This is a genomic window from Fibrisoma montanum, from assembly GCF_003583365.1.
GTDB classification, from domain to species: domain Bacteria; phylum Bacteroidota; class Bacteroidia; order Cytophagales; family Spirosomataceae; genus Fibrisoma; species Fibrisoma montanum.
Map to the genome: position 1 here is coordinate 119,201 of NZ_QXED01000008.1, position 15,379 is coordinate 134,579.

Genomic DNA, 15,379 nt, shown 5'->3' on the forward strand with positions numbered 1-15,379 from the left:
CCAGTACAAATTACAGGTACGGTTATCTGACTGTAAAATTCAGGCGGCAATTCGAATTGGCCTGAGACACCGGCGTAGGATCAAGGCAGATGCTTTCTTCATTCCACACTTTGAATACCAGTCCATCGGAGGTGGTTAGCTCCCAGGTCACAACAAAGGCATCGGCACTGGCAACGGTCCTGCCGCCAACGACCTGAGCCCCCTGCAACCGGGCACCGGCCGGACGCGGACGAGCGGGGTTTTCGAAAACTTTCACGGCATTTACCTTGTCGTATTTCACGGTCGCATCTTTATACAGGGTATAAATTTCATTCGGCGTGATGCTGAACGTGTTCCATTGGCGGTTAGGGGCGGGCGAATCAATCGTTTTTACAACTTTTCCCCCGCTACCGAGCGACACCGTTTTAGGGTTGCCATCCGGATCCGTGTACGACTCGATCATGTCTACCTTGACAACTATCTTGGTAACCGTCAGTTTATTATCGAGCGATACCCAACGGATTTTCATATCCATCTTCGCATTATCCTGGCCGGTTAATGGAAAGTTGCGGCCATTGGCCGCAAAGTTGGCCTTATCACTTGTCCCTAATTTTCCCTCGGGTATATCTGCAAAAACAGCCAGGGCATGCACTCCCGGCTCCCAGGGTTTATTGGGGTTGAGCGACTCATCCCGGCAACCCACCAAAACCGTAATTACGACTGATAATGAATATATTAAAAGCTTTTTCATTGTTCTTGTCAGTTTTCAGATTGCCCAGCCACACCTACGGTCAGTTGTGGCTAAGCGACCTGTAATTCAGTTAAAACTCCCACTTCACTTTTACTTTGTCCCAGAAGATCGGATCCCGGTCGAAAATGACGTCGGTAATGTATTTGGCGGCATTCGGGTTCAGCGCACCCTCCTGTTGAGGATACGGCAACCGCAGCGCGTACTGACGGGGTGGTTTTGAAATAGGCGCCTGAACACCAATGGAAAACTGCTTGAACTGGCTCTGGATCGGATAACCCGTGCGCCGTTGGAGGTTCCAGATTTCCATTCCCTGTCCCCAGGAGCAGAACCAGATTTGCTTGGCCACTACGTTTAGTTTAGCCTGATTGGTCGTTGCCGCATCGTACAGGCCCATCCACGCTTTTACGTACGCATCAATGTCGGCCGCAGCCGGGGCTTTTGCTTTGCTGGGATCTGATTTGAGTCCCTGCGCAACCACCACCGCAATCTGTTCGCGCATGGCGGTTTCAAACAAAGCTTTCGCATCGCCGGTCACACCGGTTCCATCCAGGATCGCTTCAATCTGGTAATACTTTGTGTTCCAGCTATTGATCAGCGGCCATTGCCCATTGCCGCCGTAGTTCAGTGAAGCCTGTCCGGTCAGCGCTACGGCCGGGATACTCCGGTCTGAATAAACCCCACCAGCCGGATACGTACCCGGAGTTGTCCGCAACGGACCATCAGCAGCCGCACCCGATACGTCGGCCCGGTCGCGACCGAAATACCCGGCGATGTAGGCCAGATCAGCGGCCGGTACATTGCCCGTGATAGAAAATGCCCGCTTGTATTCGTCCAGGAAGGAAGCCCGCAGCGGCAGATACGACCCGCCAAACGGCGTGGTGCCCCGATCGGTCGGGTTGTTCTGGTCCAGCACCCGGGCCGTCTGCCGGTAAAAATAGAAAGGCAGACGCGGGTCCTTGTTCAGGATCATTTCGCCCATCAACTGGTGATTGATGTACGTAGGGTCGCCCTGCCCGGCATAGGTAAAGTACCAGGGATGCCGGTTGTCGGCGGGGGATACCTGCGTCGAAAACAGATACGTCCAGTTTTGCGCCGGGGTCGTGATAAACCCACCCGCATCGAAAGCCGCCTTTAGGTCAGCATTGCCGTTCGTACGGCCTTTGCGCGAATTCAGCAGCAGACGCAGCTTAACGGTTTTGGCAATGCGCGTCCAGGTTGTTGCGTTGCCGGCACCCATGTAGTCATTGATCACGGCTACGGGCTGGGCTTTGGCCAGTTCAGTAACCGCCTGATCGCACAGTTTGAGCAGGTCCTCGTAGATCTCCGAATCTTTATCAAATTTAGGAGATTTGTTGGGCTCGGCTGCGTTGCCTTTCCAGGCTTCCGAATACGGCATATCCCCGAACATATCCACGTAGTTACCCATCGAATAGGCTTTGAGCACCAGGGCAATACCCCGGTAGCGGGGGTTTTTACCATCCTCGGTGGCCCGTAGCAACTCTTCAATGCTCTGCATACTCCGGAAAGCACTATTCCAGGTTCCCTGGTAGCTGGTATTGCTCAGGTTGTAGGCGTCGGAAGAACTCCACAGACCGGCAAATCCCATTGCATTGCTATTCACAGCCCCAAACGCGTCGACTGCTGCATTCTCTGCCACCGGCAACAGCAGCCCCAGCGACCCGGCGGCCGGTTTGTTCGGATCGGTGTTGATATCTAGTTCGGTCAGGTTACACGAACTGACTACGCCGATGAGGGCCGCCAGTACCAGTGTCCTGAATATATTCAGATTAACCATCTTAATTCGTTTGTTAGCAGTTTGATAAGAAGCGGGAACGACCCATAGGCAGTTGTTCCCGATCGTGATTAGAAGGAAGCATTGAGGTTGACCCCGAAACGACGTGTAGACGGTGCGGCTCCCAGATCAAAGCCCTGAATGTTCGAATCGGCGAAGTTTGACAAGACTTCAGGGTCGAAATTCAAACCTTCCAGCATGTTGGGGGCGTAGAACCACAGGTTCCGACCCGACACCGACAGGCGCAGACTCCCAAACACTTTTGCGTATCGTTGCAGAAAGGCCTTCGGTACGCTGTAACCCAGCGATACCTCGCGCAGCCGCACTACAGTGGCGTCGTAAATGTTCACCTCATCAGCGCCGTAAGCCCCGTAGCCATCCGTAAAGTGATACTGGAAGGCGGTCATCGCGATGGTGTTTTTGATTGGCTTCCCATCTTCACCCACCAGCGGTTTATACGTAGCCGGATCACCCAGTACGCCCGGAATCACCCGCATTCCCTCGCGGTCTTCCGAGTTTTTCAACTGACCGCGCAGCAGCAGCGAAGCGGCCGTACTCGAAAACAGGCTCCCTCCGGCTTTATAATCCGTCAGCACCGTCAGCGTAAAGTTTTTAAACGATACGGTGTTGGTCCAGCCTACCGTGTATTTCGTGTTGGGATCACCGATCACGCCCGAACTGGCCGCACGGATCGGCAGGCCTGTGCTGGGATTGATCAGCAGATTACCATTCTCGTCGCGGGCATTCCGCGACCCGATGATCTGGCCGTAGGGCAGGCCATTCCGGAAGATGGTTCCCAGCGACGAAAGCCCGGTGCCGCCGATGAAGATTTCGCCACCCGGACCGGCATCTTCTACCCGTGAGCGGATGCGCGTATACGCAACGAATGAACTCCAGGTCAGGCCATTGGCCGCCCGAATCGGCACGAGCGTCAGGCCGACCTCCCAACCTTTGTTCGATATTTTACCGGCGTTCGTGATTTCAGTGGCAAAGCCGGACGTTCGGGGTAATTCACGCGTAACGATCAGGTCAGTCGAAATGCGGTCGAAGTGCGCGACGTCTACCCCGATCCGGTTATTGAAAAATTGCAGTTCGGCACCCAGTTCAACCTCCGATGTAAACTCAGGCTTCAGGTTGACGTTGTTCAGCTGGCTGGGCAGACTGGCCGTCGAAATGGCCGTTCCGTTATAAAACGTACGCCCGAGGTTGTAGGCCGTAAACACCTGATACGGGTCGGCATCCTTACCAACCATGGCGTAGTTGGCCCGCAGCTTCCCGAAGTTCAGGATGTTTTTGGGCAGGTTCAGCACTTCCGTGAACACAAACGAACCAGCAACTGCCGGGTAGTAATAGCTGTTGTTACCGGCCGGCAAGGTAGAGGAGTGGTCATTCCGGACCGAAGCCGTCAGGAACGCGAAGTTGTTATAACCCAACGTTAATTCGCCGAAGACACCGTACAACCGGCGCGTGTACCTGTAATCGGCTGCGTTCTGGTTCAGCGTCCCGCCGATGGTCAACACGTTTGGATCAATAACCGGCGATCCGGCCACGGACGACTCGGTGTAGGTACGTTCGTTGGGGTTAAAGCCAAGCAATAGTTTGGCGTTGAACTTCTCCGAAAAGTCGTGCTGTGCCGTCGCCAGAAACGTGAAATCAACCTCCGTTTTGGTCAGATCCTGCCGGGATACCGACCCTAACGGGACAAACGTACCACCGGGGCGAACAACGTTTTTGCGCGTTTCCGAGTACGTGTTGAGGCCCCCGCGAGCGGTCAGATTCAACCAGGGCGTGACGTCATAGCTTAGGGTCATATTCCCGTAAATCCGGTTGACGGCGGAGTTGTACAGGTTATACTTGGCCGTCCAGAGCGGGTTGTCCAGGGCGCGGTAGAAGACGTTCGACCCGTCGACAGGGTTCTCGAACGGGTAATTATTGAGGTCATAGTTACGGGGCAGGTAGAACAAGCGCCCGTAAATGGAACCGGCCGAAGCTAAACCACCGTAATCAGCGTAGTACCCCGCCCCCGACTGTGGACTCTGCTGGTTGGTGTTCGTATAGGCTACGCTACCGGCTACGTTAAGCTTGTTCGTCAGGGTGGCGTTCCCACCAAAGCTCAGGGTGGTACGTTCGGTAAATGAGTTGGGGATGATTCCGTCGTTTCTTGTCCGGGAGACCGACGCATTCAGCGACGTTTTATCACCGGTCGAATTGATCTGAATACCATTTTCCAGCACTTTGCCCGTCCGGAAGAAGCCCCCTATGATGTCGTGCGGCACCAGAGGTACGGCAATTCCCCGGCCATTTGGCTGTAGTAGCTCCGGAAAAGCCGTCTGGTAACGTGCCGCCCCGTACGGAACGGTCGCATCGACCAGTGGGTGCGGAATTGTACCGGCTGGAAAGTCCGGATCGATGATTTTCGAGTACCGATCGAAGCCCAGAGCCGCATTGACCCGATCTACTTCGGCGGGAAAGACCGTTCCCCAGTTGCCGATAAAGCCCCCGTTGTAGGTCTGGTTAGACCCTTGTGTATACGTATTCTGATAGTCAGGAATCGATGATACGTTTTCAACCGAATACGATGAATTGAAATTAACCTCCAGTCCTTTACGGGCCGACTTGCTGCCCGATTTGGTCGTAATGACAATTACGCCATTGGCAGCGCGTGACCCGTAGAGCGCCGAAGCAGCCGCGCCCTTCAGCACGGTCATATTTTCGATGTTGTTAGGGTCGATATCGTAGGCCCGGTTTGTCGTTACGGTGTTCTGGTTGTATCCCTGCGTAGAGTTCACCGAGTTGTCGAACGGAATGCCATCAACAACGAACAGGGGCTGGTTGTTGCCCGTAAACGAGTTGTTGCCCCGGATGGTAATCCGCGTACCGGCGCCCGGCGCTCCGTTTCCGGCCGTGATGTTTACCCCGGGCACCTTCCCGGCCAGCGCCCGCAGTGGATCCGGCTCTGAGCGCTGCTGCAGGAGGTCGCCTTTGACGTTCGATACGGCATAGGCAAGGGCTTTTTTATCCCGCTGAATACCAACAGCCGTCACAACCACCTCCGTTAATTGCTTGGAATCATTTTCGAGACGAACGTCGATGGAGGAGCGGTTGCCGACCTCGACTTCCTGCGTAGCAGACCCCACGAAGCTAAACACCAGCTTACCGCCTTTATCAGGCACGACGATGGAATACATTCCTTCAGCGTCGCTGTTTGTCCCCTTCGTTGTTCCTTTCAGAACGACCGATACGCCCGGTATCGGTGCACCATCATCAGCGGACACGATTTTGCCCGTGATCTTCCGTTCCTGAGCCCATGCCGTGGCCCAGGATGAGCATACAAACAGTAAGCTCATCAGTAGAAATCTACTCATGTACGATTTTAGTTAGGTCAAGAAAAACGCGTTACTATTACAAATCTAATAATCGAATTATACAATACAAATAATTTGCAGATACGTCATTTTTCAGCATATAATTTTACTTCAGTATTACTATACAAAATATTATTAAATAATGACTTCAAACAGTTTTTAGTTGTAATTACTTATATAAAATCTATATAAATTGAAAATAATTGAAGAATTTATTATATCAGCTTTGATAAGAATTGATGTCATGCACACCCTTATTGATTAAGTGAGGGAAGGCCTGACGCAGGGATCAAACAAAAAGGTCAGCTAACGACAAGCTGACCTTTTTGACCATTACTAAACCTCCACCCTATTTGGGGTTCTTCACCGGCGCACTATTGGCCGCAGGCGGGTTGTATTTTAATTCGTTATCGGGCACATCCCAGTAATCAAGGAAGTTGTAATTAACGGTTGCTTTCGTGCTGACCTTACCGGATTTGTCGATAACAACTGCATTTGTACGACCTCCCCCCTTTGATACATCCTCAATCACGCCCCACCGGCGAGCATCGTAGAACGAAAGGCCACGGAAAGCCATCGCCACCCGGCGCTCACGACGTAACTCCTCCTTAGCCTGATCGAGCGTCAGGTTAGTCCCGGCTACCGCTGCCAATCCGGCACCCTGAAACTTCCGGACATCATCGACGACTTTTACCCCGTCCTCAATCTTACCGGTATTGATCAGGGCTTCGGCTTTCATCAGTTCATTTTCTTCGTAACTGCCGGCCAGATACAGCTCCGTAGCACCTGGTGTACGATCACTCAACGTGATCACGCCGGGAAGTTTTTTGCCGCCATCCAGCAACTGCCAGCGCGTATTGAAGGCGTTTCCACGGCTGCTCTCACCAATCCACGGAGTGGCTTTCTGCGAGAAGTTGTTTTCCAGCCGCTTGTCGCCTGCTTTATAATCCTGAATCAGTCGCTCACTCACCTTATACGTAGCCCCACCCGACGGGTCGCCGGTCGCTTTGGCCGCCACGGTACCCGTTGTTGGTGCCAGGAAATCCCCGTTCTGGTTTGAACGCCCCGTAAAGACATTGTCCGTGGATTTTATACCATCGTTGACCAGTGTCAGAACCTGATTCCACTGGGCAGCGGTCATGGCCTTGACAGTGGTGTTTACCAGCAGATTACGGGCTTTCAACGTATTGATGTTCCGCTTCCACATATCGGTGGTCGGTACTAAGCCTTTACCCACCTGATTAAAGCTTGGAATCAACTGAGTCATCAGCGTCGTGTAATCGGCCGAAGTGCCGATGCTGGTCAGCAGTGCGGCTGCCTTGTCCAGGTTAGCGTTTGCTTCTTCGATCAGCTTCTCCTTCGATACGTAGTTAGCATTGGTCCCATTGGCCGTACTATTAATGATTCCGGCGTAATACAACGACCCCAACCGTGAATAAGCGAATCCTTTCCACCAGTACGCCCACGCCTGAATGGTCGATTTCTTCGCTTTGGCATCGCCCGTAAACGCGACCTGCTCCGACAGATCAAGTACCTTGTTCATCTGGCTGTTCAGGGAATACATGTACCACCACTCGTGGAACAGCGGATTAGCGCCCTGGTTAGCGTTCACGTTTACCTGACGGATCAACGCAATCTGCGTATTAGGCGCGTTCGGATTGAGAACCTTCGAGCCGTCGTCCAGTATGATGTAGTCGGGGCAACCGATCTGATTGCCAAACTGGTTGGCGGCTTCCTCACCGATAATGTCGCCCATCAGTTCATGCACCCCAACGGCCCCCGACCAAAAATACCCGGGAACACCGTCGTACAGATCGGTCTTGATCTCGCGGGAGCCATTGATATACGCCCCTCCCTGGGCCAGGTTCACAATGCCCGACTCCGTGTTTGCACTTTCAACAACGGGTTGGTTGGGGTTTTTGACGTCCAGTTGCTCTTTGCAGGAGGTTGCAAAGCCAAGCAGCAGAACGGCTACTGCAATCTGTATCGTTTTCATTGGTAAGATCTTGGTTTAACGGCCGGCGACGCGCACTCCGAAACCGGCCATGATGATTATAAGCCGATGTTCAGCGTTGCCTGATACGAACGTAGGTTTGGCATGGTGTTGTGGTCAGTGCCACGATCCCAGGCAGAGCTTCCCGTACCCGAGCTAACCTCAGGATCAAAGCCCGTGTACTTCGTAAACGTCAGCAGGTTACGACCCGACAGGACCAACTGAGCCCGACGCAGAACGGGCAGGTTCACGAGCTTACTGAAATCTACCCCTATCGCTACGTTCCGCAGCCGCACAAACGAGGCATCTTCGTAGAAGTAGTTCTTGGTGCCATTAGCCGCGCGTTGTGCATACACACCCCGGTAGAACGCCGTCCAGGCGCCCGTCTGGCCTTCAATCGTCAGCGGGATGCTGTAGTCGGCATGGATTCCGTCCCGGTACATCCATTCCTTCGTCTGGTTGTAGATGTGGCTGCGATACACCCAGTCGAACTGGAAGCCGAACGTCAGGAAGTTTTTGAAGGTGAAGTCGTTGATAAACGACATGTTGAACTTCGGGTTCGGATCACCAAAGCTGTATTTGTCTGCCGAGAAGAACGGCTGCTTCGTCGCTTTGTTCACAACCCAGCCGTTGCTGGCTACCGTGTAGTTCGCCTGTTGGTCGGCGGGAATGTAGAAATTGCCGTTGGGATCTTTGGCGTCGACCTGGTGGATAGCGACGTGGCCGTACAACTGCCCGATCTTTTCGCCTGCTTTCAGTACGTAGTTTGAGCTACCTGCGCTCGACAGCACCACCACTTCCTGATTACCCTTCACGGCCGTGATCTTGGACGTCTGGTTTCCGAAGTTGGTGGTCAGATTCCACGATAGCGTACTGGTACGTAATACCGTAGCGTTTAACGAAAACTGCAGGCCGTTTGAACTCAGCGAGAAAGCGTTATCCTTGATCGAGTTGATCCCCGACGATGGAGCCGCGCTTACGTCGAAAATAGCGTTGTCGGTCGAACGCTTCCAGTACGTACCCGACAGGCGAACGCTGCTCAGCCAGATTGAATTCTTGAACGGCGTCAGGGCCAGGTCGGTCCCAACTTCAAGCTCCGACGACACCTCTACGCTCAGGTCAGGGTTCGGCTGGCTGGCCGGGATGTAGAACGAGTTTGACGTACCGAGTGTGCGCGTGTTCAGCACCTGATAGCGGTCGAAAGGCCGCGGCTGAATACCGGCCTGCCCATAAGCCGCCCGCAGCTTAAACTCGGGGAAGAACGTACCGATGGTGCTGTTTTCCCAGAACTTCAGGGCCGACACCCGGAAGTACGCATCTCCGCGCGGGAACGTGAAGGGTTTGGAAGCCCGGCCGAAAGCCGATGAGTAATCGGTACGGAAACCACCCGAAACGCCGGCCAGATCGCCGTAGTCGATTCGCTGGTTCACCACGTACCCATACGTAATGAACGGCTCGGTGTAATCACCGCCCCCCGGCAGGCCCGGTCGTCCCGTCGATGGAGCCACTACGCCCGGCACCCGGAACGTCGACGACTGCGCGGCTGTGAACGGCTCATACGTCGGCAGCCCCAGGGTGTAGGTATAAAATTGCCGGAAGTTCCGGTTACGGTAGTCGAATGCAAGCTGGGTCGTCGTACGGATCGGTATGTTCAGCTTGAAATCTTCCTGGAAATCAGTATTGATGAACGCACTGGCCAAAAAGTTCTGGTACGTCGTGGTCATGCTGTTGTTATCAATCTCGCCCGTAGGATCCGTACCAAAATAGCTACGGTACTGGTTGTTGTTGTTGGCAATGACGTTGCGGTTTCTCGACTGATTCCCGTAGGTCGTTACAATCTCCTGCTTCGAGTAGTTAATGCCGTACTTCGCGTCCAGATCAAGGAATTTGTTGATTTTGTAATTCAGGTTGAAGCTCTGAATGACGTCAACTTTATTGTCTTTGTTATTGGTGTAGCGTTGCCAGAAGCTCGGATTTCCGTGGTTTACGCCGACGGCATCCCCGTAGTATACGCCTGGGTTTCCATCCGGATCCAGTGCCGAGAAATCGGCGAATGGACGGGCGTTGTTAATGGCGTACAGAATGAGCCGGTCGTTCGTTTTGATCGTGCTTTTCGTGTATACGAGCTGGGTCGTGGTCCGGAACGTCAGCCCTTTCGCCAGTTGAATCCCGATATTGGACGTCAGGTTGCTGCGCTGGTAAGCGCCGTTGTTGATGACGTTACTCTCCTGCTGGTTGTTCGACGCCGATAGCGCGAAGTCGACTTTGTCGCTCCCGCCTGTTAGTGCAATGCTGTTATTGTACGTGTTTGACGGGCGGAAAAAGAACGCGTAGTGATCGTAATACTTGAGGTTGGCGGTGTATGGTTTATCCGCTTTGTTATTTACATCGAGCGGGTTATACAACACGTTGCCGTTGTACGTCAGCGTATTTGGATTGAACTGAAGGGGCGCATACACCGGATTATTGTTAGCATCCCGCCCCGACTGATACACAACGTTATTTTGCGCATCGGTCTGAAATCCATTGAACTGGGATTTTGACACCCCGCCAACGTTCAGGTATTCGTTCCGGGTGATGCTCGACGAAAAGTCGATGTTCAGTTTACCCGACTTCCCTTTCTTCGTAAAGACCTGAATAACCCCATTGGCGCCCTGGGCACCATACAGCGTAGCGGCCGCAGCCCCCTGTACCACCTCGACCCGCTCAATCGTGTTGGGATCAATGGAACTCAGCAAGCTGGTTGGGTTATTATTCAGGTTCCCGTTTGAATCGTAGTTGGTTGCGTCGACCTGCACACCATCGATGAGCAGGATCGGGGCCGTGCCGCGGTTGATCGTATTAATACCGCGCAAAACGATATTGACGGGTGCCCCGGGGGTGCCGTTCCCACTGGAAATCTGCGCGCCGGCAATTTTACCCACCAGCGCCTGATCGATGGAGGCCGATGGTGTTTGTGGTAGATTCTTGGCGGATACGGATTCGACGGCAATACCGAGTTTTCGTTTATCAGTCGCGACCCCAACCCCGGTTACGACAATCTCGTTCAGCTGACGTGTGTCGGTAGCAAGTTTTATGTCAATTACCGACTGATTACCGATTTCGACTTCCTGCGTTGTGGTACCTACGAAACTGACCACCAGCTTTCCGCCCTGTTCCGGCACAGCAATGGAGTAGCTGCCATCCGCATCCGTGTTTGCGCCCTTTGTCGTTCCTTTTAAAACGACCGATACGCCGGGCATTGGTTTTCCATCATCGGCGGATGTGACCTTGCCCGACACCTTACGCTCCTGAGCCCAGGCAGTGGCCCAGAGTGAGCATACCAACAGTAAGCTCACCAGTAAAATTTTCCTCATAGAAAGTGAATTTTAAGTTGTATAGAGTGGTACTATCACAAATGTAACAGTGACATAAAACAATACAAATTTCTGTTCAATAATTTTTAGGCAAAATATTGTCTTACAAACGACTCAATAATTAGAATTAAATTCGGATTAATAAAAATAGCTTACTTAGTCATAAATACCGAATAGCTTATATCGCTATTCCACCAGAATAATCTTTTGTCTTTTCGTTTAGTAGACTGATCTATCATCATCTGGGATAAGTCAACTTTGCGGAAGATGAAGCAAGTGGCCTTACCCTGCGATTCCGGATAACGCAAAAAGGCCAGGCTAACACACCTGGCCTTTTTATATACGTCTGTGTATGGATTACGTGGTCGGTACCGAAGGATTCTCCAGCGCTTTCTCCAGTTCCCTGGTCATTGAACGCGTGTGCTGATAACCGAGCCGGAACATATCCCGGGCTTTTTTAACGTCGGTTACGCTGTACTGGGACATTTCGGCGGGTTCGATCAACACATTGCATTTCGAAAAACGCTCTTTTGTTTTGTTCTGCACAGCCAGCACCAGGCTTCGCTCGATAACCCCACGCATGGACGTCAGGGGTTTTCGCGGCCCCAGCACGTTGCAATGCGAACCAATCACAAAATCAACCTTATGCTGTATAATCTCGACGGGTAGGTTATTCAGCACCCCGCCATCGACGTACTGATGCTTGTTGATGTAAAGCGGCTCAAATATGCCCGGCAGGCAGCACGAAGCCAGCACCGGCCGAATCAGCTCGCCCTGTTCAAACACCACGGCTTCGCCATCGTTGATATCGACGGCCAGCACATGCAGCGGAATACTCAACCCCTCAAACGAATCGTGGGGAATGTATTTTCGGTATAACTCGGCTACGCCGTCGATGCGCAGTAGTCCCATCCGGCTCCAGGCCGGCCGAAGATGCTTCATAAACGACGACGATTCGATTAATTTCAGGGCTTCGTCGGGGGTATATCCCTGAGCAATCAGCGCACCGGTAATGGCACCGGCGCTGGTTCCCGCAATCCGGTCGAAGGTGATGCCCATTTCCAGCAGCGCCTTCATGACGCCGAGGTGTGCAAATCCCCGCGCTCCGCCCCCGGATAAAACCAAACCTATTTTCATGACAAGTCAAGTACGTGTTCGTATACGAAGTTTAACAGGCTGACCATACGTAACATGGCCAGGTATGTGCTCATCACTACAACGCTGACGGGCAGGGTTCAGTTTGGGAACTTACAGAAAGTCGACCAGTCGGCCCTTTTCCCGGATGCGAACGCCCTTATCAGTATGCTCGACCGTAGCCGCTTCTATTACCGGATCATGTTCGAACACCAGAATCCAGTCCTCATCGGCCGCGCGTTTCAGCAACTGCGCTTTTTCGTCCATGGTCAGCAGCGGTCGAACATCGTAACTCATGACGTAAGGCAGCGGTACATGTGCCGACGACGGGATCAGATCAGCGACGTAGGCTACGAGACGCCCCTTCACGTGGATGATCGGGAGGGTCATTTTTTCGGTGTGCCCATCGACGTACACCAGCGCCACCTTGTCGTAGGGGAACGGCTGTTGATTCAAAAACTGCAGCTGGCCGCTTTCCTGCAACGGCTTTATGTTCTCTGACAAAAAAGACGCCTTTTCGCGCGGATTTGGCTGCGTAGCCCAGTTCCAGTGCGCCGAATGAGTCCAGTACGTAGCGTTTGGGAAGACGGGCACCAGCCGGTCGCCGACGCGCTTAACAGCCCCTCCCACGTGATCAAAGTGCAGATGGGTTAGTAATACGTCGGTTACGTCGGTTTCGGCATAGCCGGCGGCCTGAATAGACCCCAACAGAGAGTGCGAACGGTCGGGGGCGTAATGTCCAAAAAATTTGGCATCCTGCTTATCCCCGATTCCGGTATCGACCACCAGCAAGCGTCGGTTGGCGGTGCTGTTGTCGGGCTCGTAAAGCAGACACCGCATGGCCCAGGTGCAGCGGTTCTGCTCATCGGCCGAATTCAGTTTGCTCCAGAGGGGTTTGGGCACGACGCCGAACATAGCGCCCCCGTCGAGTTTGAACAGGCCTGTATCGAGAGTTTGAAAGTGCATACGGATGGTTTTTCGGCAAATTACGTCTTTAGCCGTAAACCACAGTCAGCCGGTGCCGATCAGTCGCTTATTCGCCGACCGCTTTTTCTACTTTGCCGAAAAAAGCCTGCTGACTGATACAAAAAAGCCCCGGCTCAATTGAGCCGGGGCCTGATTAGAATCTATACGGGGTTGATCAGATGGATGTTTTCACACTTTTTCCGATGGAAAGCAGATTCTCCGGTGACTGATAACCAATAACTTTCTTGAGTACGCGTCCGTTACCGTCGATGAACAGCAGGGTAGGATACGCTTCCAGCGGGTACACCTGCGACAGCGCCGGGCCCTCGCCTTTTTCCATGTCCATCTTTACGTTGATGAACTTACCATTGAAATAATCGCCTACGTCCTTCTGAGTAAATACCTTTTTCTGCAACAGTTTGCAGGGACCGCACCAGCTGGCGTATGCATCCAGGAAGATAACCTTCTTCTCGGCTTTGGCACGCTTAAGTACTTCCTTCCACGATGCTTCCGTAAACTGAATACCGGGTTCGCTGCTATTGGGCTTTTTATCATCACCAGCCACTGCCGCACCCAGCGTTACGGTCAGCACCATCAGTATCCCAAACACTTTTTTCATACGCAACTAATTAGTTTCGTTTCCTATAACGCAAGGCCGGGTCGCTTTCGTTTCCTGCCTGCGTTGTTGTGCACCAAATTACAGTACAAGATTGATAATCCCAAACCCAGCCGACCCGCCCCACACCGCACAGTGCCTCCAATCCACGAAGGGCGCTGGCCGGGTTTGTTAGCGTTTAAACGCCGGTTGGTGTGCCTATGTTGTCAATCTTTCCGAACTTTGCGCACATTTACTATTGAACCGTATGCCTGTTAAGCAAGCTCAGTTTGTTATCAGCAATTCCGATCCGGCCAAATGCCCCGCTCCCGACCGCCCGGAATATGCCTTCATCGGGCGCTCGAACGTAGGGAAGTCGTCATTGATCAACATGCTGACCAGCCGGACGTCGCTGGCCAAAATCTCGGGCAAACCCGGCAAGACGCAGTTGATCAATCATTTTCTGATCGATAACGAGTGGTATCTGGTTGATTTGCCCGGCTACGGTTACGCGCAGGTCAGCAAGACCGACCGTGATAAGTTTGCGGCCCTGATCAATGGTTACCTCACCACCCGCCCCAATCTGCTCTGTACGTTCGTACTGGTCGATTCGCGCATTCCCCCGCAGAAAATCGACCTTGATTTCATGGCTAGCCTGGGCGAACAGGGCATCCCGTTTGTGATTGTTATGACCAAGTCAGAGAAACTGAGCGCCACCAAACTTCAGGCTACCCTTGAACAATACCGGGCTACGCTGCTCGAAACCTGGGAGGAAGCCCCCCAGATCTTCGTTACGTCGGCCGTAACTGCTGCGGGGCGCGAAGATGTGCTGGCCCTCATCCATTCACTGAACAAAGAGTTCAAGTCAATTTAGATAACACCCGCTAAATTCGCGGTTTAATTAAAAGCAAAGGCAATACGTCAGCTTAAGCGGGCGTTACCATTTTATCGAGTAAGCATGGAAGCATTAAAACAAATCGCCAACATCGCCGGCCAGAGCGGCCTGTTTCGGATCCTGAAACCCAGCCGCACCGGTGTGATTGTTGAGTCGCTGGACGACAAGAAAGCCAAGACCATGATGGGCCCAACTGCCCGCGTTTCGGTCCTGAATGATATTTCGATCTACGTCGATACGCCCGACCAGTCCATTCCCCTGGCCAACGTACTGACGGCGATCAACGACAAATACGGTGAGAACCTGACGGTCAATGCCAAGGGCTCCAACGACGAACTGACCGATTTCATGGAGTCGGTGGTTCCGGAGTATGACCGCGAGCGGGTTCGCACCAGCGACATTCGTAAACTGATTACCTGGTACGGTATTCTGCGTCAGTACGCCCCCGAGGTGTTCGAAACGCCGGCCACCGAGCCAGCTTCTGCGGCTGAAACAACGCCGGAATCCACCGATTCGGCCGAAACGCAGGAGGAATCTAACGCATAACGTTTTA

The 15,379-nt window shown here is 53.0% G+C and carries 10 protein-coding genes; 2 read left to right on the forward strand and 8 right to left on the reverse strand.

What is annotated here, in order from left to right; translation table 11 throughout:
* Positions 1-22: 22 nt before the first annotated feature.
* The 8 genes from DYU11_RS24925 to DYU11_RS24960 form a co-directional block, all read right to left on the reverse strand.
* Positions 23-730: a hypothetical protein gene (locus DYU11_RS24925; protein ID WP_119670452.1), complete on the reverse strand. Its 708-nt coding sequence runs from the start codon at positions 728-730 to the stop codon at positions 23-25.
* A gap of 70 nt (positions 731-800) precedes the next feature.
* Positions 801-2,525, reverse strand: coding sequence for a SusD/RagB family nutrient-binding outer membrane lipoprotein (locus DYU11_RS24930; protein ID WP_119670453.1), 1,725 nt, complete (start codon positions 2,523-2,525; stop codon positions 801-803).
* A 68-nt stretch (positions 2,526-2,593) separates the two neighbouring features.
* Positions 2,594-5,887 carry a SusC/RagA family TonB-linked outer membrane protein gene (locus DYU11_RS24935; RefSeq protein ID WP_119670454.1) on the reverse strand — a complete coding sequence of 1,098 codons (3,294 nt, stop codon included), beginning with the start codon at positions 5,885-5,887 and terminating at the stop codon, positions 2,594-2,596.
* A gap of 349 nt (positions 5,888-6,236) precedes the next feature.
* Positions 6,237-7,883, reverse strand: coding sequence for a RagB/SusD family nutrient uptake outer membrane protein (locus tag DYU11_RS24940; RefSeq protein WP_119670455.1), 1,647 nt, complete (start codon positions 7,881-7,883; stop codon positions 6,237-6,239).
* Positions 7,884-7,939: 56 nt separating this feature from the next.
* A complete protein-coding gene (locus tag DYU11_RS24945; protein ID WP_119670456.1) occupies positions 7,940-11,236 on the reverse strand; it encodes a SusC/RagA family TonB-linked outer membrane protein in 3,297 nt (1,098 codons plus the stop codon).
* Between the two features lie 357 nt (positions 11,237-11,593).
* Positions 11,594-12,373 (reverse strand): patatin-like phospholipase family protein, encoded by a 780-nt coding sequence (locus tag DYU11_RS24950; protein ID WP_119670457.1) that lies wholly within the window; start codon positions 12,371-12,373, stop codon positions 11,594-11,596.
* Between the two features lie 111 nt (positions 12,374-12,484).
* Positions 12,485-13,336, reverse strand: a complete 852-nt coding sequence (locus tag DYU11_RS24955; RefSeq protein ID WP_119670458.1) for an MBL fold metallo-hydrolase — start codon at positions 13,334-13,336, stop codon at positions 12,485-12,487.
* Between the two features lie 175 nt (positions 13,337-13,511).
* Positions 13,512-13,955 carry a thioredoxin family protein gene (locus DYU11_RS24960; RefSeq protein WP_119670459.1) on the reverse strand — a complete coding sequence of 148 codons (444 nt, stop codon included), beginning with the start codon at positions 13,953-13,955 and terminating at the stop codon, positions 13,512-13,514.
* Between the two features lie 244 nt (positions 13,956-14,199).
* Here DYU11_RS24960 and yihA point away from each other — a divergent pair, with 244 nt between their 5' ends.
* Both yihA and DYU11_RS24970 read left to right on the forward strand, forming a co-directional pair.
* Positions 14,200-14,805, forward strand: coding sequence for a ribosome biogenesis GTP-binding protein YihA/YsxC (yihA, locus tag DYU11_RS24965; RefSeq protein WP_119670460.1), 606 nt, complete (start codon positions 14,200-14,202; stop codon positions 14,803-14,805).
* Between the two features lie 84 nt (positions 14,806-14,889).
* The gene (locus tag DYU11_RS24970; RefSeq protein ID WP_119670461.1) at positions 14,890-15,372 is read left to right on the forward strand and encodes a DUF5606 family protein; all 483 of its coding nucleotides are present in this window, start codon (positions 14,890-14,892) and stop codon (positions 15,370-15,372) included.
* Positions 15,373-15,379: the final 7 nt, after the last annotated feature.

Excerpts from the sequence above, each read along its gene's own strand:
- DYU11_RS24925 (WP_119670452.1), bottom strand. The coding sequence starts at position 730 with ATGAAAAAGCTTTTAATATATTCATTATCAGTCGTAATTACGGTTTTG.
- DYU11_RS24930 (WP_119670453.1), bottom strand. The coding sequence starts at position 2,525 with ATGGTTAATCTGAATATATTCAGGACACTGGTACTGGCGGCCCTCATC.
- DYU11_RS24935 (WP_119670454.1), bottom strand. The coding sequence starts at position 5,887 with ATGAGTAGATTTCTACTGATGAGCTTACTGTTTGTATGCTCATCCTGG.
- DYU11_RS24940 (WP_119670455.1), bottom strand. The coding sequence starts at position 7,883 with ATGAAAACGATACAGATTGCAGTAGCCGTTCTGCTGCTTGGCTTTGCA.
- DYU11_RS24945 (WP_119670456.1), bottom strand. The coding sequence starts at position 11,236 with ATGAGGAAAATTTTACTGGTGAGCTTACTGTTGGTATGCTCACTCTGG.
- DYU11_RS24950 (WP_119670457.1), bottom strand. The coding sequence starts at position 12,373 with ATGAAAATAGGTTTGGTTTTATCCGGGGGCGGAGCGCGGGGATTTGCA.
- DYU11_RS24955 (WP_119670458.1), bottom strand. The coding sequence starts at position 13,336 with ATGCACTTTCAAACTCTCGATACAGGCCTGTTCAAACTCGACGGGGGC.
- DYU11_RS24960 (WP_119670459.1), bottom strand. The coding sequence starts at position 13,955 with ATGAAAAAAGTGTTTGGGATACTGATGGTGCTGACCGTAACGCTGGGT.
- yihA (WP_119670460.1), top strand. The coding sequence starts at position 14,200 with ATGCCTGTTAAGCAAGCTCAGTTTGTTATCAGCAATTCCGATCCGGCC.
- DYU11_RS24970 (WP_119670461.1), top strand. The coding sequence starts at position 14,890 with ATGGAAGCATTAAAACAAATCGCCAACATCGCCGGCCAGAGCGGCCTG.